The 26,060-nt window shown below is 36.2% G+C and carries 32 protein-coding genes and 1 pseudogene; 22 read left to right on the forward strand and 11 right to left on the reverse strand.

Going from position 1 to position 26,060, the window contains the following annotated elements:
• Window positions 1-62 precede the first annotated feature (62 nt).
• Together AMS59_RS00505 and AMS59_RS00510 are read right to left on the reverse strand one after the other, a co-directional pair.
• Window positions 63-1,157, reverse strand: coding sequence for a sensor histidine kinase KdpD (locus tag AMS59_RS00505; protein ID WP_053481816.1), 1,095 nt, complete (start codon window positions 1,155-1,157; stop codon window positions 63-65).
• Window positions 1,148-1,873 carry a response regulator transcription factor gene (locus tag AMS59_RS00510; protein WP_053481817.1) on the reverse strand — a complete coding sequence of 242 codons (726 nt, stop codon included), beginning with the start codon at window positions 1,871-1,873 and terminating at the stop codon, window positions 1,148-1,150. Before AMS59_RS00510 ends, AMS59_RS00505 begins: the two co-directional genes overlap by 10 nt.
• A gap of 157 nt (window positions 1,874-2,030) precedes the next feature.
• Between AMS59_RS00510 and AMS59_RS00515 the strand changes: the two genes are divergently transcribed.
• The 6 genes from AMS59_RS00515 (at window position 2,031) to AMS59_RS00540 (ending at window position 6,603) form a co-directional block, all read left to right on the forward strand.
• Window positions 2,031-2,954, forward strand: a complete 924-nt coding sequence (locus AMS59_RS00515; protein WP_053481818.1) for an ABC transporter ATP-binding protein — start codon at window positions 2,031-2,033, stop codon at window positions 2,952-2,954.
• Complete coding sequence (locus AMS59_RS00520) at window positions 2,947-3,645, forward strand: ABC transporter permease (RefSeq protein ID WP_053481819.1); 699 nt, start codon at window positions 2,947-2,949, stop codon at window positions 3,643-3,645. Before AMS59_RS00515 ends, AMS59_RS00520 begins: the two co-directional genes overlap by 8 nt.
• Window positions 3,646-3,664: 19 nt before the next feature.
• Window positions 3,665-4,537 (forward strand): DUF4097 family beta strand repeat-containing protein, encoded by an 873-nt coding sequence (locus AMS59_RS00525; RefSeq protein WP_053481820.1) that lies wholly within the window; start codon window positions 3,665-3,667, stop codon window positions 4,535-4,537.
• Between the two features lie 29 nt (window positions 4,538-4,566).
• A complete protein-coding gene (locus tag AMS59_RS00530) occupies window positions 4,567-5,223 on the forward strand; it encodes an AAA family ATPase (protein ID WP_053481821.1) in 657 nt (218 codons plus the stop codon).
• Between the two features lie 9 nt (window positions 5,224-5,232).
• On the forward strand, window positions 5,233-5,775 hold the full coding sequence (locus tag AMS59_RS00535) for a histidine phosphatase family protein (protein ID WP_053481822.1): 543 nt from the start codon (window positions 5,233-5,235) through the stop codon (window positions 5,773-5,775).
• A 177-nt stretch (window positions 5,776-5,952) separates the two neighbouring features.
• Window positions 5,953-6,603 carry a uridine kinase gene (locus tag AMS59_RS00540; protein WP_053481823.1) on the forward strand — a complete coding sequence of 217 codons (651 nt, stop codon included), beginning with the start codon at window positions 5,953-5,955 and terminating at the stop codon, window positions 6,601-6,603.
• Window positions 6,604-6,711: 108 nt separating this feature from the next.
• Here the strand turns inward: AMS59_RS00540 and AMS59_RS00545 are convergent, their stop codons facing one another.
• From AMS59_RS00545 to AMS59_RS00555, 3 genes are all read right to left on the reverse strand, one after another.
• Window positions 6,712-7,107: a helix-turn-helix domain-containing protein gene (locus AMS59_RS00545; RefSeq protein ID WP_053481982.1), complete on the reverse strand. Its 396-nt coding sequence runs from the start codon at window positions 7,105-7,107 to the stop codon at window positions 6,712-6,714.
• A gap of 330 nt (window positions 7,108-7,437) precedes the next feature.
• Window positions 7,438-8,088, reverse strand: coding sequence for an SIMPL domain-containing protein (locus tag AMS59_RS00550; protein WP_053481824.1), 651 nt, complete (start codon window positions 8,086-8,088; stop codon window positions 7,438-7,440).
• Between the two features lie 251 nt (window positions 8,089-8,339).
• Window positions 8,340-8,642, reverse strand: a complete 303-nt coding sequence (locus tag AMS59_RS00555; RefSeq protein WP_053481825.1) for a YunC family protein — start codon at window positions 8,640-8,642, stop codon at window positions 8,340-8,342.
• A 180-nt stretch (window positions 8,643-8,822) separates the two neighbouring features.
• Here AMS59_RS00555 and AMS59_RS00560 point away from each other — a divergent pair, with 180 nt between their 5' ends.
• The gene (locus AMS59_RS00560; RefSeq protein ID WP_053481826.1) at window positions 8,823-10,004 is read left to right on the forward strand and encodes an NAD(P)/FAD-dependent oxidoreductase; all 1,182 of its coding nucleotides are present in this window, start codon (window positions 8,823-8,825) and stop codon (window positions 10,002-10,004) included.
• Window positions 10,005-10,023: 19 nt separating this feature from the next.
• Window positions 10,024-10,905: an RNA polymerase sigma-70 factor gene (locus AMS59_RS00565; protein WP_053481827.1), complete on the forward strand. Its 882-nt coding sequence runs from the start codon at window positions 10,024-10,026 to the stop codon at window positions 10,903-10,905.
• A gap of 63 nt (window positions 10,906-10,968) precedes the next feature.
• Here AMS59_RS00565 and AMS59_RS26595 read toward each other — a convergent pair whose 3' ends face one another.
• Window positions 10,969-11,091 carry a hypothetical protein gene (locus AMS59_RS26595; protein ID WP_255349990.1) on the reverse strand — a complete coding sequence of 41 codons (123 nt, stop codon included), beginning with the start codon at window positions 11,089-11,091 and terminating at the stop codon, window positions 10,969-10,971.
• 294 nt (window positions 11,092-11,385) lie between these two features.
• Between AMS59_RS26595 and AMS59_RS00570 the strand changes: the two genes are divergently transcribed.
• Complete coding sequence (locus AMS59_RS00570; protein WP_053481828.1) at window positions 11,386-12,123, forward strand: polysaccharide deacetylase family protein; 738 nt, start codon at window positions 11,386-11,388, stop codon at window positions 12,121-12,123.
• A 101-nt stretch (window positions 12,124-12,224) separates the two neighbouring features.
• Here AMS59_RS00570 and AMS59_RS00575 read toward each other — a convergent pair whose 3' ends face one another.
• Window positions 12,225-12,482 carry a hypothetical protein gene (locus AMS59_RS00575; RefSeq protein WP_053481829.1) on the reverse strand — a complete coding sequence of 86 codons (258 nt, stop codon included), beginning with the start codon at window positions 12,480-12,482 and terminating at the stop codon, window positions 12,225-12,227.
• 107 nt (window positions 12,483-12,589) lie between these two features.
• On the opposite strand from AMS59_RS00575, the gene AMS59_RS00580 reads away from it, so the two are divergent.
• Together AMS59_RS00580 and AMS59_RS00585 are read left to right on the forward strand one after the other, a co-directional pair.
• The gene (locus AMS59_RS00580; RefSeq protein WP_053481830.1) at window positions 12,590-13,381 is read left to right on the forward strand and encodes a DUF2268 domain-containing protein; all 792 of its coding nucleotides are present in this window, start codon (window positions 12,590-12,592) and stop codon (window positions 13,379-13,381) included.
• A 259-nt stretch (window positions 13,382-13,640) separates the two neighbouring features.
• Window positions 13,641-14,153, forward strand: a complete 513-nt coding sequence (locus tag AMS59_RS00585) for a DNA-deoxyinosine glycosylase (RefSeq protein ID WP_053481831.1) — start codon at window positions 13,641-13,643, stop codon at window positions 14,151-14,153.
• 70 nt (window positions 14,154-14,223) lie between these two features.
• On the opposite strand, the gene AMS59_RS00590 is transcribed toward AMS59_RS00585, so the two are convergent.
• Window positions 14,224-14,550 carry a hypothetical protein gene (locus tag AMS59_RS00590; RefSeq protein WP_053481832.1) on the reverse strand — a complete coding sequence of 109 codons (327 nt, stop codon included), beginning with the start codon at window positions 14,548-14,550 and terminating at the stop codon, window positions 14,224-14,226.
• 51 nt (window positions 14,551-14,601) lie between these two features.
• Here AMS59_RS00590 and AMS59_RS00595 point away from each other — a divergent pair, with 51 nt between their 5' ends.
• Window positions 14,602-15,045 carry a hypothetical protein gene (locus tag AMS59_RS00595; RefSeq protein WP_053481833.1) on the forward strand — a complete coding sequence of 148 codons (444 nt, stop codon included), beginning with the start codon at window positions 14,602-14,604 and terminating at the stop codon, window positions 15,043-15,045.
• A 182-nt stretch (window positions 15,046-15,227) separates the two neighbouring features.
• Here AMS59_RS00595 and AMS59_RS00600 read toward each other — a convergent pair whose 3' ends face one another.
• The gene (locus tag AMS59_RS00600; protein ID WP_053481834.1) at window positions 15,228-15,719 is read right to left on the reverse strand and encodes an SRPBCC family protein; all 492 of its coding nucleotides are present in this window, start codon (window positions 15,717-15,719) and stop codon (window positions 15,228-15,230) included.
• A gap of 15 nt (window positions 15,720-15,734) precedes the next feature.
• Complete coding sequence (locus AMS59_RS00605; RefSeq protein WP_053481835.1) at window positions 15,735-17,135, reverse strand: PLP-dependent aminotransferase family protein; 1,401 nt, start codon at window positions 17,133-17,135, stop codon at window positions 15,735-15,737.
• 116 nt (window positions 17,136-17,251) lie between these two features.
• On the opposite strand from AMS59_RS00605, the gene AMS59_RS00610 reads away from it, so the two are divergent.
• Window positions 17,252-18,211: a proline dehydrogenase family protein gene (locus tag AMS59_RS00610; protein ID WP_053481836.1), complete on the forward strand. Its 960-nt coding sequence runs from the start codon at window positions 17,252-17,254 to the stop codon at window positions 18,209-18,211.
• A 100-nt stretch (window positions 18,212-18,311) separates the two neighbouring features.
• Window positions 18,312-18,671, forward strand: a complete 360-nt coding sequence (locus AMS59_RS00615) for a nuclear transport factor 2 family protein (protein ID WP_053481837.1) — start codon at window positions 18,312-18,314, stop codon at window positions 18,669-18,671.
• Here the strand turns inward: AMS59_RS00615 and AMS59_RS00620 are convergent.
• Window positions 18,668-19,462: a sulfite exporter TauE/SafE family protein gene (locus AMS59_RS00620; RefSeq protein WP_082337333.1), complete on the reverse strand. Its 795-nt coding sequence runs from the start codon at window positions 19,460-19,462 to the stop codon at window positions 18,668-18,670. The genes AMS59_RS00615 and AMS59_RS00620 overlap by 4 nt on opposite strands.
• Window positions 19,463-19,714: 252 nt before the next feature.
• Between AMS59_RS00620 and AMS59_RS00625 the strand changes: the two genes are divergently transcribed.
• From AMS59_RS00625 to AMS59_RS00660, 8 genes and pseudogenes are all read left to right on the forward strand, one after another.
• Window positions 19,715-20,068 carry an alpha/beta fold hydrolase gene (locus tag AMS59_RS00625; RefSeq protein WP_053481838.1) on the forward strand — a complete coding sequence of 118 codons (354 nt, stop codon included), beginning with the start codon at window positions 19,715-19,717 and terminating at the stop codon, window positions 20,066-20,068.
• Between the two features lie 102 nt (window positions 20,069-20,170).
• A pseudogene (locus AMS59_RS00630) lies at window positions 20,171-20,716 on the forward strand (alpha/beta fold hydrolase); the annotation flags it as partial.
• A 42-nt stretch (window positions 20,717-20,758) separates the two neighbouring features.
• Complete coding sequence (locus AMS59_RS00635) at window positions 20,759-21,325, forward strand: nucleotidyltransferase family protein (RefSeq protein WP_053481840.1); 567 nt, start codon at window positions 20,759-20,761, stop codon at window positions 21,323-21,325.
• 23 nt (window positions 21,326-21,348) lie between these two features.
• On the forward strand, window positions 21,349-21,843 hold the full coding sequence (locus tag AMS59_RS00640) for a DinB family protein (RefSeq protein ID WP_053481841.1): 495 nt from the start codon (window positions 21,349-21,351) through the stop codon (window positions 21,841-21,843).
• Complete coding sequence (locus tag AMS59_RS00645) at window positions 21,825-22,655, forward strand: AraC family transcriptional regulator (protein WP_053481842.1); 831 nt, start codon at window positions 21,825-21,827, stop codon at window positions 22,653-22,655. Before AMS59_RS00640 ends, AMS59_RS00645 begins: the two co-directional genes overlap by 19 nt.
• A gap of 281 nt (window positions 22,656-22,936) precedes the next feature.
• Window positions 22,937-23,920: an ABC transporter substrate-binding protein gene (locus AMS59_RS00650; RefSeq protein ID WP_053481843.1), complete on the forward strand. Its 984-nt coding sequence runs from the start codon at window positions 22,937-22,939 to the stop codon at window positions 23,918-23,920.
• Between the two features lie 89 nt (window positions 23,921-24,009).
• On the forward strand, window positions 24,010-25,017 hold the full coding sequence (locus tag AMS59_RS00655) for an iron ABC transporter permease (protein WP_053481844.1): 1,008 nt from the start codon (window positions 24,010-24,012) through the stop codon (window positions 25,015-25,017).
• Window positions 25,010-26,041 (forward strand): iron ABC transporter permease, encoded by a 1,032-nt coding sequence (locus AMS59_RS00660; RefSeq protein WP_304438243.1) that lies wholly within the window; start codon window positions 25,010-25,012, stop codon window positions 26,039-26,041. The genes AMS59_RS00655 and AMS59_RS00660 overlap by 8 nt, the downstream gene beginning before the upstream one ends.
• Window positions 26,042-26,060: the final 19 nt, after the last annotated feature.

Consider the following 26,060-nt stretch of genomic DNA (forward strand, 5'->3'; position numbering starts at 1 on the left):
ATTTTTAGTAAAATACACAAAAATCTCACCTCTTAGATGTTAGCTTCTAAGAGGTGGGGTTTCTATTTTTTAGGTAATGTAATAATAAACGTAGTCCCATCAGAGGGTTCGCTCTGTACTGAGATAGTGCCGTTATGAGCTTGAACGAGCTTATAAACGATCGCCATGCCCAGTCCAGTACCTTCTGAGGAGGCATCAGTTGTTGTTCCGCGATAATATTGCTGAAAAATATTTTCTTGCATGTGTGTGGACATACCTATGCCATTATCCACAATGTGGATTTCTACATGATCTGCCCTATCAAAAATCTGTGTATAAATATTTGTGTTAGGTGGATTGTGGATAATGGAATTCATAAGTATGTTTTGTAATATGCGTTGCATGAATTTCGTATCAAAGTCAATGTTTATAACAGTTGTATCAGTTTGAAAATGCAATATATAGTCATTGGCCTGTGGATTGTTGCTTATATTAGCAACAATTCTTTTTGTGAAATCCACAATATCCTGATTGGTTTTATGTAAGGGTAACTGACCGTCTGTATTATTAAACTGAATGACGAGGCTTAAATCTTGAATAAGTTCCTCCATATGCTGGCCTTTATCTGCAATTTCTTGAATGAAGGAACGAGCTTCCTCTTTGGACCAATCGTATTGATCGTTTAATAGTAGGGTAGAGTAGCCTGTAATATACGTTAAGGGTGTTTTTAAATCATGGGATATACCGGCAATCCATTCTTGTTTTGCTTGTTCAACTTTTTCACGTTCTGTTTCAGCAGCTTTTAATTTTCCTGATAAGGATTGTAGGTGTTGAAGTACCTCTTGATATAGCATATAACGCATGCGGAGCTTTCCTTTGCGTGTATAGATTTTAGATAATCCAACAGGCTGTTTGTAGTTTTCCTGTGATAGCTGATAAATCCAAGACATTATAAAACCAAGAGGACCCCCGAAATACCAACCAAATACAGCGATACAAACAATTGTGCTGAATCCGAAAATCCATGCGACTAGTAGACTCTGATAAGCTTCACTAACAGATTTTTTAAAGAGTGGAAGAATACCTTCGAGTCCGATAACAATACACATTCCGCTCAAAAGTATCCACAGAATAATCCCCAGTGCAAGATGCAACGTAAATCGAGTGTTTATTCGCATAGTGAATCCTCTTTCGGTGGAATGAATTTATACCCAATGCCCCTTAAATTCACAATTATTTTAGGTTTACGCGTATCATCCCCAAGTTTTTTTCTTAGCTTTGAAATATGAATCGTGACGGTTTTCTCCTCGCCATATACATCATTTCCCCATACGAATTCATAGAGCTGTGAAGTTGTAAAAATACGATTTGGATTTTTACAAAAGAAGTGCAGTAGCTCTAGCTCTTTAGCTGTACATTCGACGAGCTGATTGTGAACGGTTAATGTAGCAGATTCAGGATTAAGAGCAAAATAACCGAAATCAAATTTTGTACTCTGCTGTTGCTGAGAACTCTCATACATTTTTTGACGTCGAAGGATGACCTTTATGCGAGCAACGACCTCTAAAGGATTAAAAGGCTTGGTTATATAATCATCTCCGCCAATACCCAATCCCGTTAATTTATCAAAATCAGTAGAGCGAGCACTGACAAAAATAATGGGTGTATTTGTATGCTTGCGTATTTCTGTGCAAAGTTCAAAGCCACTTATATCTGGTAGCATTATATCGAGCAAAATAATATCGTAATGATTGTCTTTTACAAGCTGTAGTGTCCCTTTGCCCGTAGAAGCAGTATCAATATGTATAAAGTTTTCTTTCCGTAACGTAATTTCTAATAATTTTAAGATGCCAATTTCATCATCTACGATTAGGATTTTTTCTGCAGTTTCCATTTTTATCCCTCATTTCAATTTCATCATAACAGCTTCTGACCTTTATATCCTTACTCTCTTGAAAAAATTACTGTCATTTTCCATAGAGTTTACTTTGATTTTACTTTCGTTTATTAAGCTTAATGTAACGAATTCAAAACGATAAGGAGTACATAACATGGAAACTGTTATTCAACTACATCAATTAAGTAAGAGCTTTAAAGGTGTCGAAACCGTCTCGAATGTCAATATGAACGTTAAGAAGGGGGAGATTTATGGATTTCTAGGTCCGAATGGCGCTGGAAAGACAACGATTATGAAGATGATTTTAAACTTAGTAAAACCAACTTCAGGTGATATTAAAATATTTAATCAATCCATTTCTACTACTTCCTATCAATACTTGAGCAAAATAGGCAGCATTATCGAGTACCCTGAATTTTACGACAGGCTAACAGCGAAGGAGAATTTAGAGCTTCACTGTGAGTATATTGGGGTTTATGAAAAAGGAGCCGCTGAGGAGGCATTAGAGATAGTAGGTCTTAATGGTGTTGAACATAAAAAAATATATGAATTTTCGCTAGGAATGAAGCAAAGATTAGGCATCGCACGTGCCATTGTTGCCAAACCGGAAATTCTTATTTTGGATGAGCCAATTAATGGCCTTGATCCTATCGGTATTAAAGATATTCGGGAGCTCTTGCTACATCTAAAGGAGAAGCTTGGCATCACCATTTTAATATCCAGTCATATCGTGTCAGAAATTGAATCAATAGCGGATACAATTGGCATCCTTCATCATGGGAAGTTATTAAAAGAGGTAAGGATGGACGATGTTCGAAAAGAGAACATGGAGTATTTGGAGATACAAATAGACGATGCAAAAAAAGCGATTCATGTGATAGAGAACAAATTAGGAATTCAAAAATATGAAATTGTCAATCAGCATTGTATTCGAATTTTTGAACATGATATTTCTCAATCCCAAATTAATAAAGAGCTTATATTCAATAACATTGCTGTCAACGGCATTGAAAAACAACAACAGCATTTAGAAGAGTATTTCTTAAATCTTATTAATGGAGGGAATCAAATTGCTTAAACTATTAAGACTTGAATGGAAAAAGAATAGTATGTCTAGCTATTTTAAAGGCTTAATCATTTGTATTATTGGAATTTTTGCGGCAGTGGCACTTATGGCTGTTGGTTCTGGAGATGAAAAGATGTTTCTAGATTATACAGATTTTATGTCTTTAACAAATATTTTAATTCGCATTGTGTTTATCATTTTTGCAAGTGTGATTTTATCTCGTTTAGTCATTGATGAATACAAAAATAAGACGGTTCAATTATTATTTACGTATCCATTAAAAAGGAAAAAAATTATTTTCGCTAAGCTATCTCTAGTTTTCGGATTTTGCTTCTTTAGCATTATCATTGCAACCTTTTTGATGAATATCGCTGTTTATTTTTTAAATCCAATGATGAACTTATTTGAAGCTCCTGTTGAGATACAGGAGATGGTAGCTACTATACCGTCTACCCTTATTAATGCGTTTATGATGGCTGGGGTAAGCTTAATTCCTTTGTACTTTGGTATGCGAAAAAAATCAACAGCTGCGACAATAACGTCAGCTGTCTTAATTGGATTTTTGATTAATGCAACGGTTTCAAATGGGGATACATCTACTAGTTTATCTCAATTTATCATTGTCCCAACAATCATGTGTCTATTAGGGCTTATTATCGGTTATCTGTCCTATTATAAAGTCGACAAAGTAGATTTAATTTAATGAGAAATGAGGATGTAAAGTGAAAAAAGCGATCATTGCTTCGATATTCGTTATTGCAATAGGTGGACTATTCTTCACCCTTAAAATCAAAGGAGAAAAGAGCATCACTGAAGAGCAGTCCTTTGATGTTAAGGAAGTTGAAGAGCTAGAAATAAACATTGAGTCTTGGAATATAGCATTAGAAAATACAGAATCTGATAAACTAACGATTGAATTTGAAGGTAAGCAACAACAAAAGCAGCAAAGCAATCCTGTTGAAATTAAGAAAGACGGGAAAAAAGTAAAGGTACTTCAACAAGACACTGAAGAAGGGGTTATGAAAAACTTTAGCTTTGGAAAAAAAGATACTATTCACATTTCGATCCCTAAAAATGCAATGAAGAAGATTGTATTAAAAAATAGTTATGGTGATATTAAAATTAACAACATTGAAACAGAAGAACTTTCAATTTCTACGGATTCTGGCGCTAAAACCATTAAAGGGCTATCGGCAGATAAAGGTACAATTACATCAAAAGATGGTGAATTGAGTATCGCAGACAGTTCTTTAAATGAATTAACAATAGCTGCTACAAATGGTGATAGCTATATGACTAGAGTGAACAGTCCGAAAACGAAAATTACTTCGACTAGCGGTGAGGTCTTAATGAAGGAAATCATCGAAGGAAAAGCATTATTTGTAGAAACTGCTTCAGGGGATATTACAATAGCATACAAAGAGGCACCAAAATCATTAGAGCTTAAAGCGAACAGTGAATCATCTGATATAAGCGTTAATTTGGAAGGTTATCAGAAAGAAGAACATACGGATACATTAAAGACAGGTAAGATTGGCGATGCGTCAAATAAATTGGAACTAATTAGCAAAGGCGGTATAATAACTGTAAAATAAAAACTTACAATCTGTGAGGTTGATGAATCATGTTAAGACAGGAACTTGTTTCAAAAGTAGCGGATCATATTTTAGATTTACAACTTTATCATCCGACTAGAGTAGCGATTAGTGGAATCACAGCTTCAGGGAAAACAACTCTTGCCAATGAACTTGCTGAAGAGCTTCGTCGAAGAAAAAAAGAAGTAGTACGAACAAGCATTGACAATTTTCATAATCCAAGAGCGATTCGCTATAGACAAGGAAAAGATTCAGCAATCGGTTATTATGAAGATGCACACGATTATCAAGCATTTAAGGAAAAACTACTAATTCCTTTGGGGGAAAATGGAAATCGTCAGTATCAGACACTTTCATTCGATTTAGAAAAAGATGAATATGTAAATCCTGAGCAACAGCTTGCAAAAGACGATACCATTTTCATTGTTGATGGAACATTCCTATTAAAAAAGGAGCTAGTTCACTTTTTTGACTATAAAATTTTTGTTCAAACAGATTTTGAGATAGCTAGAAAAAGAGGAGCAGAGCGGGAGACGAGTGCATTCGGGAGCTATGAAAAAGCAGAGGAAATGTTTTTGAACAGGTATCACGCGGCATCGAGCCTTTATTTTAAGGAGCATAACCCTCAAGAAAATGCAGATATTGTGGTTAATAACAATGATGTAGGTTCTCCATATTTTCTCTAGGAGGTTTATATGGTTAAACATATTTATGTCATTAGACATTGCGAAGCCCAAGGACAATCGTCGGATGCTTCTTTAACAGAACATGGCTTTCAACAGGCTGAAGTTTTAGCTGATTTTTTCACTGACAAAAAAATTGAACGAATTATTGCTAGTCCCTTTTTGCGAGCAATTCAAACTATAGAACCGCTGAGTACGAGGGAAAATATAAATATTGAAATTGACGAACGCCTTTCGGAACGTATTTTAAGCACTAGAGATTTACCTGATTGGTATGAAAAACTGCAAGCGACTTTTACCGATATGGATTTGAAATTTGATGGTGGAGAGTCAAGTAACGAAGCAATGAAACGGATTGTTCATGTAGTTGAGGAAACTCTCCAAAGTGATGCCGAGCATTCCATTATTGTTAGTCATGGAAATATAATTACTTTACTATTGAAGTATTATAATAATGATGTCGATATTCAAGTTTGGGGAAATTTAAGTAATCCAGATATTTTTCAATTAAGCACTAAGCATAATGAAATAACACTAGAACGTGTATGGAAATGATAAAAGTTTGTTTTGCTTAAAAGCGCCTCCCGATATAACAAGAAGACCGCTTCTGAGCTACGTTTTCCTGCATTTGTTAGGGCGGCAGCAAGGGAGCGTATAAAAAATTGCGAATTAATCAGGTGGTATGAATCGAATTTCATACCACCTATTATTGTTGGTAAAAGGAGAATGAAGATGGAGAGGATACTACAAGAAATACTCAATTGGATAAAATTAAATGATAAAAGGATTATTATTGGCATTTCGGGACATGGAGCAGCAGGAAAAACAACGTTTGCCAATAAACTTATTAATGGTCTAAATCAAAATGAATTAAATTATATAAATACAGATCCGTATATTGTTAGTTCAGATATACGTAAGCAAACAATTATCGACTATATATATCAAAATGAAAACCATCGTTTTAAAATGACGGCTTGTCATCCAGCGGCGCATCATTTGCCTTCTTTAGAAAGAGATATTCAGATGGTTCGAGAAGGTCTAGATTTATTGACAATAGATACGCATTATATGAAAAGTGAGATGATTTCTTCAAAAATTAAAGTAACGATTGTAGAGGGAATGAGTGTAGCATTTATTAATCCCAAATTATTTGATTTGAAAATTTATTTTTATACAGATAGTGAAACGGAATTAATAAGAAGGTCGGGTCGTGATGTACTTGAAAGAGGAACCGATATCAATTATTTAAAGCAGTCCCATGAAGAACGTCGGATTCAATATGAATTGTTTATGCATTCGTATAGCCAGCATTTTGATATCATTTTTAAAACTTCTGATGAAGTAGTATGTTTAGAAAAAAATCCATTTAATCCTGAATAATATATAGTCATGTATGCGGACTGTTCTTGATTTCCGTATATATGGATGAATCCCAAGGAAAAGCGGATAAGTCTCTTTTCCTTGGGATTTTGTATATGATAAATTCAACTAATTCGAATAATTTCGCATGTAAACATAAAATTCAATACCTAGCATAAAGAGCGTTGCAATTAAAAATCCAATCATAAAAATTTCGTGTACAAGTGCAAAATACGCTATATAAATTACAATAGCAACTAAAAATAAGATTACAAGAAAATGAAACTTAACTGCTTTTTCATTATTCACGATTTGCTTTTTTATATTGCTATTACCTTTAATCAAATTATCTAAACTAATATTCATTTCATCGCTTAATAAAATTAAATTTTCAATATCAGGAGCACCTTTTTCTTGTTCCCATTTTGAAATGGCTTGTCTAGTTACACCGATTTTATTAGCCAATTGTTCTTGGCTTAAATTATTACTTTTGCGATAATCTAAAATCGATTTGCTAATTTGCATTTTTATCATTCCTTTCATATTTGATATCATCACCATACCAAATTTACTGCTGTTGCAAACGAAACCAATAGTATCAAGTCCGCAACGCTCCGTTGATGAAAAAAGAGTGCCATTGTTTTTAACCCTCTCGGCGTATCCAAACCTTCTTTTTTCAAGAAAATAAGATTTGCATACGAAGCAGAATTTTAGGTTCTTCACTAAAAGTCATGATAGTTTTTCTATAAATTCAATAATCTTACATTTATCTGAAAAAGAAAAGTGAAAACTCACGTATGGTAATTGTTGTTGAGACAAACCAAAAGAAGAGTTTTCGCTTTGGAATTATACAATTTAATATTGAAATTTCACTCGAACAGTCGCATTAATGGCTATTTGACCTTGCTCAATAGGTGTAGAAATTTTGGAATCAACCATCGCCATTGATCTATACAGGATAGGTGCACCTTCATGTTCCTCAACAATTTCAATTGGTTGTGGTTGTAAAGGCAAATGCATCGTCTCTGCAATTGTTTTAGCCTTCATTTGGGCATTATGAAGGGCTAAACTGAGAGCTTGTTGATAATAGGCATCTACATTGTCGATGTTGAATTGGATAGAGGAAATCCGATTTGCTCCATTTTCTACTGCTGTATCAATAATTTCACCAATCTGGCTCGTATCCGTTACTTTAACGGTAATAGCATTTGTTACTTCGTAGCCATTAAAAATCTGTTTGCCGTTCTCATAATCATAAAGTGGTGAAATAGTATAGAAAGCTGTTTGAATATTTTCTCTTGGGATATGGAGAGCTAAAAGAGATTGGATGACACGATTCATAATAATTGCATTTTCCTGCTGTGCCTCTTGTACATTTTTCCCTCTTGTCTGGACTTCTATTTGGATTTGAACATAGTTTGGAGTAGCCACTACTTTTCCATTTCCGGTGACCTCAATCACGCGAGAAGTATGGGGCGATAGCTGACTAACATTTGCATAGTACATAGAATACCACCTTTCGAATGGTTCATATTAGTTATGCTATGCTGGCTACAGAGGAATATTGTTTAGCTATTTTCTTTACCTTTTCAATAATTTATCATGGAATTTTGTCAATAACAGTAAAGCTAAAACGGTTCCAATGATGGCTAAAAACATGTCCCATTGTACATCCCAGCGATCTCCCTAGTAGCTTACATCAACTAAAAAAGCGTCTAGTAATAGCACTGACGCTTTATTTATGCAAAAGATAACTGTTATATCATTTTTAATAATGCCTCTATACCAGACATTCCTTCAGTAATACCGAGCTGCTGAGCTTCATAAGTAACGGATTCTAATGGAGCCGTCAATAACTCATCAATGGTTTTCACGCCAACTGCTCGACCTGCAATGATTTTTCGGTCTGCTAAGCGATCATTTAATAAACCAACATCTAAAGCCCCACACATGATGTAACCCATATCATTTGAAATTGTCAGTAGGGTTGTTTTCGGTAATTGGACCATTACAGCAGTGAAAAAATGCCCTTGAATCATAATAGGCTCAATTGTCACCATCAAAATCACTCCTTTTCTCTATATACATATGGCAATAGATAAAAAGGTGTTCGACATTTCTCTAAAATTATTTGTTACTTGAAACGAACGGCACAAATGTATCTTCTCGATTAAAAACTTTATAAATGATGTCACAACCGATTAAGTGAATTCGTTATAAGGGAAAAAGGAGGAGATATGATGAAGAATATTGTCATTGTTGGCGGAGGTTATGCAGGAATAAATTTATTAGAGGGATTGAAAAAGGAATTTCAAGGTCAAATCGGAAAATCAGTAAGAATCATTTTAATTGATAAAAATAGTTATCATTTAAAAAAAGTATTACTTGTTCGGGCTGCGATAAGGGATATAAATTTGAAAATACCTTTTAGCGAATACTGTCAGGACGGAATAGAATTTATTCAAGGGGAAGCAGTAGCTCTTCAGAAGCAAAATCAACAAATTACCATTAATATAGGAAATGAAAAAACTGGTAATTTACATTATGATTACTTGGTGCTGGCCTTTGGAAGTGTAATTAAAGAGATACCTAAAGATTTTGGTGGAATCACTTTAAAAGATAGACAGAGCGCCATAGAAATAAGAGAACAACTATTGTCTCTGATGGAATCATTTAAAGCCTTGGAAAAATCACAACAAAACCAAAGTTTATTTAAGGTAGCCGTTGTAGGTGGAGGAATCGCAGGCATTGAAACAGCTGCTGAAATTGCTGTGTGGTCTAAAGAACAGTTGACAGAAGCAGGTGTTAATCCAAATTTAGTAGAAGTTTTACTTTTTGATGCAAAGGATCGACTTTTACCAGAGGCTCCTGAGAAAGTAAGTGAAAAACTCGCCAATCATCTTAAAAATGTGGGGGTGGTTGTCAAAAATAAAACTAGGGTTTCTCATTGTAAAGAGGGTCAGTTATATACTAATGATGGTCAAAAATATGCTGTAGGAACTTGTATCTTTAATCCTGGGGTAGAAGCGAATCCGATAATCTCTAAATTAGGTGTATCTATGTCAGAAAAAAATCAAATTATTGTTAATCATTCCTATCAAGTTAAAGATGAAGAACATATCTATTCCATTGGTGATTGTGCACTAATAGCAGATTATAAAAATAATCATCCAGATGGTATGACATGTAAGGAAGCTATTCCACAAGCGACAAGGTTAAGTAAAATATTGAAGGCATCAATCAGCCAAACACCCGTGAACATATTGCACGAATCATATCCCGTAAAATTCTTTTGTATTAGTTTAGGTCCAAATAACGGGTTTTTGTGGACACAAAAATGGGGTCTTGATTTTACGATAGCCGGAAAATTAGGTGCAAAAATAAGAAACTACACTTGGGAGTTAGCAAGTCTTCAAAAATAAACAGCTTATGAGGTGTGCTATGGATAATGAGTTAATAAGTCAGCTATATAAAGAGCATAAATCACTTCTTTTTTCAATTGCCTATCGTATGACTGGTAGTGCTTCAGATGCCGAGGATATCGTACAGGACGTATTTACACGGATAGGGAAAACCGAAGTAAAACATATGAACAATATAAAAGCTCTTTTATGCAAAATGGTGACGAATCGTTGCTTGGATTTGTTAAAGTCATCGAGGAAAAAAAGAGAATTATATACGGGAACATGGCTACCTGAACCTCTGGCATTGGATGAGGATGATCCTTTGTTTACTGTTTTAAATGATACTAGCATTTCCCTAGCCATTATGATTTTGTTTGAGGAACTAAATCCAATCGAGCGAGCTATTTTTATTCTGAGAGAAGTTTTTGAGTATGAGTATCCAACAATTGCTGAAATCGTTGAAAAAAGTGAGATAAATTGCCGAAAAATCTTAAGTAGAATTAAAAAGAAATTACCTGAGCTAGTGAGAAAAAATAGTATCGTTACCAATAAGTTGGAAATACAAAATACAGTGACTGTTTTTATGTCTGCTTTTCAACAAGGAAAGGTCGATCAGCTCGTTCATATTTTAAAAGAAGATGTTGCTTATTATGCAGATGGTGGAGGAAAGGTTACAGCTGCATTACATCCTATTTACGGTCGCGAAAAAGTTTTCCGTTTATTATCTGCTCTTTTCCGTAAGTTTGAAAATAATGATGAAATTTATCAATTAGAATTGATGAATGTTAATGGTACAACTGGCTTAGCATTAATATCTGAAAATAAAATTCAGGCAGTAATTGGCTTCGAAGTTGAACATGGGCAGATCGAAGCAATTTATTATATGGTAAATCCTGATAAGTTAAGATGTGTTTGTTAAAAATTGATTTATACGTAAAAAGGTAAAAGAATCAACTCGTTTCATAAGAGTTGATTCTTTAAATTATTTTGTATAAGAAAGCATAGCTGTTTGCTTGAAATTGTTTAATGCAACCGTTGCCTCGTTTTTAGATTTATACTCGAACATACGATAAGTATTTTGTTCAAAAACTGTAATAATCCACATAATGAAAAATCCCCTTTGTTGTTTTTTTGTACTATAACAACTAGTAAAATATTTGATTTTTTCTCTTGTTGTTATACATCAGTTATGTTTTTTATTTTACATCAATCATTGAAAAAATAAAGTACTATGTGAGTGTTTTCACATTTTGTTCAAAATATAACTGGGAATTTATAAAATTTTTATGCATTTTTTATAAGGAGAAAACAGCCAAACCCTTCATAAGTATAATTCATTACAATTCGTAAATAGTAAGTTGACGGAGTTATGTGAATTTGAACTTGGGAGGTGATGCTTATGACACGTAAATATGTATTGGTTTTATCCCTTTGTTTTTTAATCATATCGGTATTTTCTACAGAGTTGACAACTTATGCGGATAAAGGTCGACCTTATTATGAGGAGACAGGGGAAGTTGTGTGGGACATTAACACAAAAGACAAAATAATTGCGCTAACCTTTGACGATGGACCTCATCCTAAATATACGGCAGCTATTTTAGATTTATTGGCAAAGTATGATGCAAAGGCGACGTTTTTTATTATTGGAAAAAATGCAGAAAAATATCCAGACCTTGTTTTACGATCTTATTCAGAAGGGCATGAGCTGGCCAATCATACGTATTCACATCCGTTTAAAGCTTCCGTAGCTGAATTACAGGCACAACTGCGTAAGACAAAGGCAATAATTTATAGTATTACTGGATTTGCACCGGTTTTGTTCCGTCCTGTAGGTGGTTACTATAATGATCAAATGATCAATTCCGCTGTTAAGGATGGCTACAAAGTAGTTATGTGGTCTTGGCATCAGGATACTCAAGATTGGAAACAGCCGGGGGTTAACAAAATTGTACAAAAAGTGATGAAGGGGTCGAAGCCTGGAGATGTTATTTTGTTCCATGATGGAGGCGGCGATCGTACGCAGACCATTAAGGCACTGGAAGAAATCTTACCAGAACTTAAAAAACAGGGTTATACATTTGTCACAATATCCGAGTTGATTAAAAGCAAACAGCAACAAGAGCAAGTGCAATAAGGGGAAATAAGCCATCTCAGTAACGTGAAATGGCTTATTTTTTTCCCGATGACAGTAAGTCTGTCAGCGCGCAGCGGATTGTATAATTAGTCATTTCGATATTACCAAAATAATAGTGGTGCTAGTGCAATTCCGGCAACTACCCCAAGTGCGATTCCAACACCAAAGCCTGCTCCGCCTCCTCCCCAACCCCAATAACCTAAACCATAACCGCCAAATCGTCTATCAGGTAGAATCCACACTTGTCTTCTATCCACCCTAGTTATTTCTCCGTAATGTACTCTGCCACCACGTTCTTCAATTCTTACACGTTTACCATGATATTGACAACAAAGATTATAAGTATTAGCTGGATTCACAAACTATCCCTCCTTTCGACTTCCTTACAAGCTAATATATGCGGTTGCAATCATTATCGTTAGCCGATTGTCTACTTTAGACATAAGTTATAGTAAGGAGGGAATGTATGTCAGTAATACCTACAGATGTGTGGCTCAATGAATTAATGGCTAGTCAAAAGCTTAATAACAGTAAAAATCTTGAAGACTTACAACGCTCTATTCTTTGCGGTCGTTTAGTAGAGATTTTTATTGGTGGATCTCCAGATGAAATACAATTTGAACTACAGCAACAGGGGCTTTTCAAATCACATGAGAAAATAGACATTAACAAGTTAAAAAAACAAAACGTATGGGAAGTAGTACAGAAGGAATTTATCTATTTAAAGGAGAGATGGAGCGGTCCCAATATACCAATCTATATCTTCCCGATAACGCAGGAGCAAACTATTACTAATAAAAACGGTGTTGCCTATCCAAATGCTATGTTTCTATATATTGGAGAGCTTGAAAAGAAGGAGCTTAAAGCGTTATTTGCACATGAATATAATCATGTTTGTCGTCTGCAATACTTAAATAAATCACTAGCCGAAGTGACGTTGTTAGATTCTTTAATATTAGAGGGATTAGCAGAGTGTGCGGTGGAGGAGATTTACGGTGATAAATGGTTAGCACCATGGTTGGGATCCTACTCAGTAGATAAAATGCTAGAAATTTGGAAAGGTCATTTTTTACCTCAAATCAATATTCAGGGTTTAAACAATCATGCTGAATTTTTATATGGTGGAAAGCTTCCTCAATGGATTGGGTATTGTATTGGTTATGAGATTGTAAGGACATATATAAAAAACCATTCATCCAATAACCTGCATGTAAAAAGCTCAAAGGAAATACTGGCTGGCTCTGATTTTTCTTTATAATCAAAATCTATGTTCATGACCGATAGATGGGAATGACACTTTGTTGAAACGTATGTGATGAGGATAAGTTGATTGGAGTGGAGGCTGGGTGATTCCTTGGGGATTAGCGGCTCATCGGACGCCCCAAGGAATGCGCCCAGCCGAAACGAAAATCAACCCCACTGTATAGTGATGAACCTTGATTTTCGGTATTTGATACATGCACTTCCATGACATTGACACAAATTTTCCGCTACAATATAAGGAAGGAGTGATTGTCATGTCGAATGAACTTAAAAATGTATTACCACCAGTTATTGACTTGTCAACGAAGGTGCTAATTGTCGGCTCAATGCCGGGAAAGCAATCATTAGAGAAGCAGCAATATTATGGTAACCCACGCAATCACTTTTGGCCGATTATTGGGGAAATAGTAGAGATGGATGTACCTCAGGATTATGGACAAAGATTAAAATGGCTAAAGAGCCATCATATCGGTCTCTGGGATACAATAGAATCGTGCGAGCGTAAAGGAAGCTTAGATGCAGCCATTCGTAATGAAAAACCGAATGATTTTAAAATGCTTTTTGAACACTATCCGAATATTGAGTTAGTGCTTTTCAATGGTGCAAAGGCATTCGAGGTTTTTAAAAAACATATCGGCCTTGGGGTTTTAGATGGTCGAGCATATCAGAAAATGCCTTCAACTAGCCCAATACCAGGTAAAAATATTAAATCTTTTGAAGAAAAGCTTGAGGATTGGCGAGTGATGCACTCTTATTTGCCTAGATAACTATATTACAAAAAAATCCCCTCTGATTAGTGTTACTTGACGGAGAGGATTATAAGCACTATTTAATAGATTACTGCCATGTATTGTAGTAAGATCCTGCCGGGCTATAAAAGAATTTAAAATGATATTTTTCAGCTAAAGCATGACTTTTCTGTTCATCGTTAAATCCGATGGTCATCACCTGTTTACCGAATTTTTCTCGTGTCTGAACTAATTGCTGTATCATTTTTAACGACCATTCATCTTCTCCGACTATATCATACGAAAAGTTTTCCCACATAACAAAATCGATATATGGTGCTGTAAAATCAGCTAAAGTTTGAAAGCCCCAAATTCCAACCGTAAAAATACGAATGCAGTTAGTCCGGCTGTACCAAGCTAATAGGCGACTGCTCAACGGTTATTAGCCCTTTCACATATATTGAATTATGTAAAGGAGGGGTTTATCATGTACAATCCATATGAAGAAATTATGCCACTGCCAGAACCCGGTTTCGAACCATCATTTGGACTGCCTGGTTTTGGACCACCACCATCATCTAGACCACCAAGTTTTGGACCGCCACCATCGTCTGGACCGCCTGGTTATGGACCATCACCACCATTTGGACCACCTGGTTTCGGTCCACCACCAGCAGGTCAAATGCCTCTTGGACCACCGCCTAGCTTTGTGCCATCAGTTCCACCTTTTGGAGTAGGTACAAGTGGTATTCAATCATGCTTATTCAGGAATACGTATATATGGATGTTAAATGGAACAGGCTTTTGGTTCTTCCTAACTGCTGTAGGAAGAGAGTTTATTGCAGGGTTCCGATGGAGTAGTAGAAGTGGTTGGCGCTTCCAAACAATTGCGAGAAGGAATATTCGCTCGTATGAATGTTCGAGATGGTAATGAAGAGTATGGAGAAGCCATGTTAATGAAATAAAGGTGTCATTAATAGGGAAATTTTATTGGTTCATAGTGTTGAAAAAATGGCCAAGGAAATCTTCCTGAATTGACCATTTTGTTTTTCAACACGAATAAAACCCCTAAAGCATATGTCTCTGCTTTAGGAGTTTTATTCGTGATTTTGCTTAAATCTCCTTAATATCATCCACGAGCTGCTTATACTCCGCAAACCACTTTTGCCATACTTCCATTGGAAATTCTTCATGTACAGTTCCATTTAATAAGTCCGAAAGCAGGTCTAAGCATATATGCCAGCCGGCTAAATCTTTAGGCGTATGCTCAGTTAGCTCACCAATCGTTTCAAGTAATACTAATATGGCGCCGCTGCTAGTAGGGGAGAGCTCAAACCTTACTGTATCTTTGCCCCAATCAAACTCGAGTATATTCTTCTCAGCATAGTCTGTAATTGCTATTTCTTGATAAGCATTTGTTCCATCATTCATATTAAAATGGATCTTGCCGTTCTTTCGAAGATCAATGATTTCTAAATTATTCATCCATTTTTGAAGCTTTTCATTCTCTGTTAATACTGTCCAAATAGCATCCACTGAATATGACAGTGGACGGTTGAATTTTACGATATAGTTATTTTGTTGTTTTTGAATAGTAGCGAGCATAGGTATCCTCCTTGTTTACTTTTCCACATCATAAACTGCTTGAAATAGTCTTGTCACGCCTTCATCTATTTCATTCTTCTTTAAATGACCATAGCCTAAAATAATTTGATTAGTATATTTCCCTTTCTCAATTGTGTGATCCTCTACAGGGTATACCCTTACACCAAATTGTTCGATTTGTAACAATAACTCTTTAGAAAAATGAATATTCTCCAGTTCAACAATTAAATGCATGCCAGTAGAGTAACCTAAAACTTTTACTTTATTTGAAAAGGTTGTATGTAAACATTGGATAAGGAAATCACGCTGGCTTTTATAAAATTTCTTCATTTTTGTAATATGTCGTTCTAAGTAACCTTCCTTAATAAAACGAGCGAGAATAAGCTGATCTAATGATGGTGAGTGTAAATCAGTAAACCATTTCAGCTGCCGACATTTCTCAATTAGATGAGTTGGGAGAACGATGTAACCTATTCTTAATGCTGGAGAAAGAATCTTACTAAAGGAGCCGATATAAAGTACGCGTTCTGGATCTAGGCCTTGTAAAGAACTGACAGGTGGACCTTCATAGCGAAACTCACTATCATAATCATCTTCAACTAAAAAACAATTATTCCTCCTAGCGAAGTTGATTAATTGAATTCTGCGCTGTATGGGTAGCGTACCCCCTAGTGGGAATTGGTGTGATGGAGTCAGGAAAACAAATTTAGGATGCAAACTCTCAGGTATTAAGACTGTCTTCATGCCATCTTCATCTACAGGTATTGGATAAATAGAGGCACCCGAAGATTTAAAAATTGTTTGAATATCATTCGTAATAGGATCTTCCATAATGGCTGTATCCTTAGGCGATAAAAGCAACCTAGAAACAAGTGTCATTGCCTGTGTAGCGCCTGATGTAATGACAATTTGTTCTGGATGACAGTTAACACATCTAGTTCTCAATAAGTAGTGTGCCAACGTTTGTCTTAATTCGAGACGACCTTCTGGAAAGTCATATCCAAAATTAGATGATTCACTATCATTCCACAGTTGGTGTGATAATTTTGCCCAAGTTTTACGTGGAAATAAATCCAATGCTGGAATGCCTGAACGGAAATTAATAATATGATTTTTAATCTCATTTTCATCTGCTTCATGTAATAAAAATGATGAATCATGCTGTGTTAAAAGGGCCCCCTCTGCCACAAATGTACCTGATCCTCTTCTTGCTAATAAAAATCCTTCTGCTAACAATTGATCGTAAGCGTCCAATATAACATTTCTGGAAACCTTTAACTCGGCGGAAAGCTCACGGGTTGATGCTAGCTTTTCACCTGCTTGAAGATGTCCATTTAAAATTTTTTCCCGAATTTGCTGATATACTTGCCGATTTAAAGGAATATCTGAAGAACGGTCGATCGGTATCCATAACAACTTTGTCTCGCCTCCTATTTAAAAGTGGTACCTTGAAAAAAACTATAAAGTGGTTCTTATTCTACCAATTTTATCATGTTAAAGTACTGGTAAATAGCTAGGAGGGAGGAATAAAAATGAAAAAAGCAGAAGAATTGGTGGTTCAAGCATTAAAATCTGCAGCGAGAGATAAGGGAATGAAACATGCCGTTCAACAATCAACAGAACTCTATCCGTTATTATGGAAGGCAGCGAAACGGTATGTTACGGGTGAAAAGAGACAGGATGCCCTCCCAATGGCTCGAGAGTTCATCGCCAAGGATTATCGAATTTCCATTGAATTTATTGGGGAAAATACAACAGATTTGTTGGAATGCCAGAAGGCCAAAGATGAATTGTTGCAACTTATCGAGAGTATGGGTGCCTCATCAATGAAACAAACCGTTTCGTTTGATTTGTCTCATATTGGTCTTTCTGTCAACGCAGAACTTGCTTATAAACACTTGGTAGAGCTTGCTCAAAAAGCAAATCAATATGAAATTACTTTAATGATTAGTATGGAGGAGTCATCAAAAACGAGCGATATTCTCAACATTTATAAAAAAATAGCTAGCCAATATTCCAATGTCGGGATTACACTACAAGTTCATCTCTATCGTACAGAGGAGGATATACAGCAGCTTATTCAATATCCAGGGAAAATAAGGCTTGTTAAAGGTGCTTTCCAGGAGCCAATCGACGTTGCGCTGAAAAGATCAGCGGAATTGAATGAACGTTATCTTCATTATGTAGAGCAGTTGATTAATGCCAATCATCCAATCTTGATAGCTACGCATGATGAAGTATTGATTCAAGAAATGGAACAAAGACAATATTTTAATCAACCAAATGTTGAGATAGAAATGCTTTATGGCATACGGCCAGATTTGATTCATCAATTAAAAGCGAAGGGCTATCGTTGTAAGGTTTATCTTACGTATGGAACTGATTGGTATTTATACTTATGCCATCGTCTTGCTGAATATCCGGAAAATCTATTTTTGGCTGTGGCAGACATTATTAATCCATCTATGTTATCTAGAAGTGAAGGTTATTAAACAAATAAATACATCAAACTAAGTTCTTATGTCCTTGGTATTATTAGACCTTTATGTAGAGCAGAATATCAGCTAATATGGTTGATAAGGGGGGGACCACATGCCGTATCAACAAGCTTTAGAGAGCTATATTGCAGCGACAAATCCCCATGATTTTAATAACGTAAAGGGAATTTTGCATCCGCAGGCGGTATATTGGTTTTCGGATAAAACATGCATAACTTTAAAAGAAATAGGAGTTTATTTCAATAATGCATGGGATTTGATAAAGGAAGAAGTTTATTCGGCTACCGATGTCCAGTGGCTTACGGTTGATGAACAATCAGCTACCTGTATTTATACATACCATTATGAAGGCTATCATAACGGAAAATTTGTATCAGGTAGCGGGAGAGCAACGAATATTTTTACGGTCTTAAACAATGAGTGGAAGTTAATTCATGAACATTTAAGTAGTTAAATTATTTTTATTGCTACTTGAATAAGTAGTAAAGAAATGATGATTATTAATAGTATTTTAGCTATTTTTATCGGAATTTTCGGTAAAATTAAAAGTCCGAGCTGAGAGCCGATAATGGAGCCTACTGCCATCGCAATTGCATAATGCCATTGAATAAAGCCAGTTTGGTAAAATACTAAAAATGCTCCTGTACAGCTCCCGAAAATAAGTACGCGTGTGAGCTGTACAGCCTTTATGTAGGAGTAATGATAGCGTAAAAAATGTAGTATGCTGAAGGTTGAAGAGCCAGGTCCAAAACAGCCATCATAAACTGCGATAAAAAATGGCTGCCATAATTTATTGCTGTGTTTAGTGTCGTTTTCTTCTGAGCTAACAGTCCATTCTTTATTTTTCAACGTCATAAATAGGGCGAAAATAAGTAGCATACATGCAATAATATTCATTGTTTTTTCTGAGATGGATACTGTTAGGAGTGCTCCACAAACGCCTCCGACAATTGCTACAGCAACATATTTCATAATAGCTGCTAGACGAAGCTCTTTATGATAAAGAAGATAAAAGATGCTCGACAAAGCTGCAATGCCCGATGAAAATTTATTCGTAGCAATGCCTGTTTGAATAGGTATACCAACAAGCATCATAGCAGGGATCGTAATTAGCCCAGCACCTCCAGCAAGTGTACCGATAAAAGCAGCAATAATTCCGATACCGACGAGCGTCAGTGAAATCTTTGTATAAGAAAGTCCCATTATAATGGCGAAAATCACAATCAAAATAAAAGGTTTTTTCATAAGCGTCTCCTTTAACGTTGGTAGTTAAAGGGTACGGGTAAATGATTTATAAATCTAATATATTATTTTTCGTTTTGTATAAATGATATTTATACAAAGGACAATTGATTTTTTCTCTTTCATCTTGAAATACTGTCCCCTTAAAGCTCCAGTCTCTCCTAATTTGCCCTGCTTAGCCCCTATGAAATTGAATTGTAAATAGTTATTATTGTAAGTAATGGGAGTAATTATTTGCCGAAGGGGATGGTAGCAATGAAACAAAACATATATCAATGGGGCGACTCACAAAATCCAACTTTACTCTTTTTACATGGCCTAGGGAGTACGGGCTTAGCATATGGAGAATTAGCAAAATATTTACCAGAGTATCATATCGTATCCTTTGATTTACCTGGACACGGCTATGCAAAAGCCTTGGAAGAAGAAGAGGCTTATTTGCCTTCCAATTTGATTGAAGAGATAGAAGCAACAATAAATCAGCAGTTAGGGAATACATCTCATTATTTAACTTCTTTCAACAGAAGCCCCTACCCTATATGTGTTGAGATGAATGCGGTTTTAAGTCACTTTTCAGCGGGTGTCCAATTATCCGCTGAAAGAAGTTAAAGCCTCCGGCGGATGTCACAGAATCGGAAAGGAGTTCTTTGTGCAAGCACAAAGCCGATTCCGGACGCAATTATGCCGAGGCATAATTGATTTGGTCATTCTTTTGGAGCTGATTTGGCATTACATTATGCCGCTAAATACCCAAAACGATCAAAGGGAATAATTTTGTTAGATGGCGGTTATTTGTCATCGCAAGATTTAGGCATGACATTAGAAAACGAATTACAAAGTATAGAGAAATTTTGCGAAGAAGTAAAATTCCCATCTTGGGACGTATTTTTTGAATCGGAAAAAGAAGAGCTTTCACGATGGTCGGAAGAGCTTGAAGAAGCATCAAGGGCTCAAGTTAAGGAGCAGGATGGAGAAATTAGACTAACGATGTCTACTTTTACAGGGCAATCCATCATAAAAGGTATTGATGCGGAACCTGTCAAAGATATAGTAGAACAGGTGCATTGCCCGACTCTCTTGATCTGCGCAACAAAACCAAGCGAATTAGAAGCTATTAGAAAGAAGAGTATTCAATTTTTGCAAACTAGAATTAAGAGCTTCGATATTGAACCAATCGCAGATGCAGGCCATGATATTTTTCGTGAAGCACCTAAGGATGTTGCCCAAAAAATAAGAACATGGGTTGAGAATCATTAATAAGGAAGCAGCGCAAGCATGGTATGACAAATTCAGAGGTGAATGAAACTGATAAAAACAGAAGAAGAGCTAAAAAGCTTAATTGCAGCAGATGAATGGATGATGCACATTTTAACAACTGTAGAAAAGCTACAATTACCTGATTCATGGGTATGTGCTGGATTTATTCGTTCAAAGGTGTGGGATTATTTACACGAAAAAGAATACAGAACACCATTAGCCGATATTGATGTGATATATTTTGATAAAGTAAATTCTTTAGAGAACTATGAGAAGCAATATGAACAAGAATTGAAGAAGTATTTACCGAATGAGCCATGGTCTGTGAAAAATCAAGCAAGAATGCATGAAATAAATAATAGTGAGCCTTATCAATCCTCTATTGATGGCATTGCACATTTTCCAGAAATACCAACAGCTATCGGTGTGAGGCTTGCTAATGGAAGACTTGAAATAGCTGCACCGCATGGTATCGAGCATTTAGTTTCTGGAATTGTCGCTCCTACACCATATTTTCAAAAAGGCTCTCAACAGCATGAGGTTTATATGAATAGAGTTCGAAACAAGCAGTGGGATTTATGTTGGCCGAAGCTACAGATTGTCTACTAAAATGAAACGAAGGAGGTAAAGACTTGTATCACGATAAAAATCAAATAATCTCGCATTATGAAAAATCTATAGCATTTGTGGGAAATTTAGTAAGTTTAACTGAAGAACAATGGCGTACACCTATAGAACCTGGAAAATGGACGGTTGCAGAGATAATTGGACATCTTACACCATGGGATGAATTCGTGTTAAATCAACGTCTACCGTTTCTTTTTACAGAAGAAAGCTTACCGAAAGGGCCACCTGTAGAAGAAACGAATGCAAGCGCATCAAGGAATAGTCGTGTACAAAGTAAAGAAGCAACGATAACTAATTTTATAAATCAGAGACATCAGCTAATGAACGCACTTCATCCATTTGATGATAAGCAATGGCAACAGCCTTTTAAAATAGGTACAACTGAATTAACACTCCACGGGTATTTTGCTAGTTTAGTAGATCATGATCTGCATCATTTTTCACAAATCCAAAATGTTTTAAAGAATGTAGAGGCAGTAAAGTGGATATCAAGCATTTAATCGATTACTATGCACATGCATCTGTAAGCTTTACGGATGTTTTTACAAATAAAATGGAACCAGGTCAAGTAGATACAGGACGAATAACAGCTCCTGGGAAGTGCGGGTTAGTTGTGCCACTTGCTGGTAGTGCCATATTTAGTTTTAATGGTATCCCTTATGTAATGGAGCCAGGTATGGTCGTACATGCAGGGCCACAAATGCCAATCGAAATTAAAGTTTCCGATGATAAGGAATGGGAGTATGCGGTTATCCATTATCAACTTCCTCCCGAAGAAGCAACTTTATATCCATTATCAGTTCAGCATTTTTTAATCAATACAGGCTATCATACAAAAATTATCGATTATGTACAGCAGCTAATAGAAAGCCAAGCAATGCCAGGTAATATGTCAATATTCAAAGCAAAGACGCTATTTATGAATCTTTTAGAAGTCATTCTTATGTCGGCAAAAGTGAAGGTTCTTGATACGGCAAGTGATCAGATGGAGCAAGCTTTGCAGTATATACATGAGAATTATGCTAAGCAACTTTCTGTTTCGAAAATTGCTGAAGAATTTGGCGTGGAGCGTCGTCGGTTTGCTTATCTGTTTGAACAGCATACTGGGATGAATCCTAGCGTCTATTTAACGGAATATCGCATACGGCGGTCGGAGGAGTTACTAAAATATGACGATTCTCCAGTAGCAGAAATAGCAGAATGTGTAGGTTATGTAGATTGCTTTTACTTCAGTCGAGTATTTAAAAAATGTACTGGAATGTCCCCGACAGCTTATCGAAAATTAATGATTGAGGAAGCTAAATACGTATAAAAAGTTGTTTCTTGATAATAGAAGCAGCTTTTTTTTTGTGACATCCGCCGGAGGCTTTAACTTCTTTCATCAGGTGTTTGAACACCTGATGAAAGAAGTTGAAAATCGGCAAAAGTCCATGAGATTCATGAAATTGTCCATTCACAATAAGTTTTCTCTTTGTTAGGATAGTATCCGTAAATGATAATGAATATCAATTAAAACAACAAAGTCTATTGACTTATAAATGAAAATGATTATCATTATCAATATAATTAAGTTCGTTAGGAGAGAATAAATCTATGAATAAATATTTTAAAATGTGTGCACCCGCTCTATTAGCGCTATCCTTGGCTGCATGTGGTACGGATAAAGCGGAAGAGTCTACTGCATCTACAAATAATGCCGCTGAAACTAGTACAACAGAAACACAAACGAATCAGGCGAAAACACAGACAATTACATACTTAGGCGAAAAATATGAACTTCCTGCAGAAGTGAAAAACATTGTAGCTGCAAGTTTAGAATCTATGGAGGATGCGACAATGCTTGGTATCAAGCCTGTTGGGGTGCTTGATATCGGTGGGAAAATCCCTTCATATCTTGCTTCTGAATTAGAAGGTGCTGAGCTTGTTGGAAATAAAATGTCACCGAATACTGAAGCCATTCTTAAACTTGATCCAGATGTCATTTTAGGTTCCTCAAAATATCCTGAGGAAATGGCTGAAAAGCTTAAAAAAATTCAAACGATGATTCCTTATTCACATGTCTCTACAAATTGGAAGGAGAATCTAACATTACTCGCCCAGCTTACAGGTAAAGAAGATGAGGCGAAAAAAATCATTGCTGATTATGAAGCGAAGGTTGCTGATTCTCAAGTGAAATCTAAAGAGCAATTAGCAGATAAGCAAGTTCTAGTTATTCGAGTACGTGGTGGCATCATGTATATCTATCCTGCAGGCGTTTACTTAAACCCTGTTTTATATGAAGATTTAGGGGCTCCAGTACCAGAGGTTTTAAAAACAGCTAAGGCACAGGCTGAACTATCGCTTGAAACATTAGCAGAGGTTAATCCTGATGCTATTTTCCTTCAATTTGAGGAATCAGAAAATGCCGATGCACCAAAAGCGTTAGAAGAGCTCCAAAAAAATCCGATTTTCGCAAGCTTAAAGGCATCACAAAATAAACAGGTTTTCGTTAATGCAATTGAACCTTTAGCACAAGGTGGTACAGCATGGTCTAAGGTGAAATTCTTAGATATCGCAGCGGAAAAATTACTTAAATAGTTTAGATAGGCTGGTAGTAGATTTGGTGGCATCACCAGGCTATTACCAGCCTTTTATAGGCATAATTGATATAGAAAAAGGTGTGGAAGTTGAAAAAAACAAACATTGTGGCATTTTCAATAGTAGCGGTTTCTCCATTCCTAATTGCGATTGTGGCATTAGTATCCGTTATGTATGGCACAAAAGACATTAGTGCAATAACGGTGTGGCAGGCGATTACTGCATTCGACTCTTCAAATGTGGATCACCAAATTATTCGAACAGGGCGTATCCCTAGAATAGCTGCAGTTTTACTGGTGGGAGCATTTTTAGCAGTAGCTGGGGCAGTGATGCAAGGTATTACACGAAATTATTTAGCATCCCCTTCGTTAATGGGCGTTAATGATGGTTCTGCATTTGTGATTACGTTAGCGATAGTATTTTTCCCAGGGCTTCCAAATTACCAAATGATTCTACTTTCAATGCTTGGTTCAGCATTAGGAGCAGGGATTGTCTTTGGTTTTGGCTCTTTAATTCGAAATGGTTTATCACCAGTAAGACTGGCCATTATTGGAACGGTCATTGGTACGTTTTTAAGCAGTATTACTACAGCCATTGCGATGTATTTCCAAGTATCACAAACGGTAAGTGTTTGGTATAACACAAAGGTACATATGGTAGATATGGATATGCTCATGCTAGCTATCCCATTTGGATTAATTGGTTTAGTTCTTGCACTTTTATCAGCTAAGGCTATTACAATAACTTCACTAGGCGAAGATATCGCTATTGGACTTGGACAAAAAACAAAAGCAGTGAAAATTATTAGTATGCTTGCTGTTGTTTGTTTAACAGGTACAGCAGTTGCACTTGTAGGAAAGATTGCCTTTGTAGGGTTAGTCATTCCTCATATTACACGTTTCCTTGTTGGAGTCGATTACCGCTTTATCATTCCTTGTGCAGCAGTAATAGGTGCGTTTTTCTTAGCGCTCTGTGATGTACTCAGCCGCTTTGTTAATTATCCATTCGAAACCCCAATCGGCGTCTTAACGGCCTTGGTTGGTGTTCCATTCTTCCTATATTTAGTTCGTAAACACGGAGGTGAACAACGTGCGTAAAAAAACCTCAAGTGTATTCGTCATGACTGTTTCCATACTCATGCTATTTATTTTTGGCGCCGGCTATCTCCATATGACAAATGGTGTCTTTGATATGTCGGTGATGGATGTTTTAAAAACATTGCTACGCATTGAACCAAATCCAAAATTTGATCTTGTCATTTTTGAATTTCGTTTACCACGTATCGTCATTGCAGCATTAGTAGGTGTTGGCTTAGGGATGGCAGGGGTTGTGCTACAAGGTATTACGCGTAATGGCCTAGCAGATCCGGGGATTTTAGGGATTAATGCTGGGGCTGGTGCAGCGGTGGTTATATTTATGTTTTTCTTTCAATTACGTCTCACATCCGCAGATTATAGTAGCTGGTTATCGATTTTGATGATGCCGATTTTTGGATTCGTCGGTGGTGCGATGGCAGCTGTGTTGATTTTCTCATTTGCCCGGAAAAATGGTCATTTAGATATGCAACGGCTAATTTTAACGGGGATTGCGATTAATAGTGGCTTTGGGGCATTGTCACTTTTTTTATCATTGAAAATGAATGCTCAAGATTATGAAGCTGCCGCCGTTTGGATGGCAGGCTCTATTTATAATGCAAACTGGATCTTTGTTGTGACAATGCTACCGTGGCTTATTTTATTAGGCTTTTATGTTTATCGGAAATCGTATTTGCTCGATTATTTTCAATTGGAAGAGGATAGTATTACTAGCTTAGGAATAGCAGTAGAAAAAGAGAAAATGAAGCTGTTATTGGCAAGCGTCGGCTTAGTAAGTGCCTGTGTATCAGTATCAGGTAGTATCGGTTTTATTGGATTAATGGCACCACATATTGCTAAACAGCTTGTTGGTATACAACATCGTTATGTCATGCCAGTAAGTGCGTTGATAGGCGCGGGATTGCTTATATTAGCTGATTTTATAGGAAAAACAGTATTTGCGCCGTCTGAGCTGGCGGTAGGTATTGTTGTCTCGATTATTGGGATTCCGTATTTCTTATATTTACTAGTGAAATCAAAGGCATAGGAGGAAAAAGTGTGCAAAC

The sequence above is a fragment of the Lysinibacillus sp. FJAT-14745 genome, assembly GCF_001275675.1.
Lineage (GTDB): Bacteria > Bacillota > Bacilli > Bacillales_A > Planococcaceae > Lysinibacillus.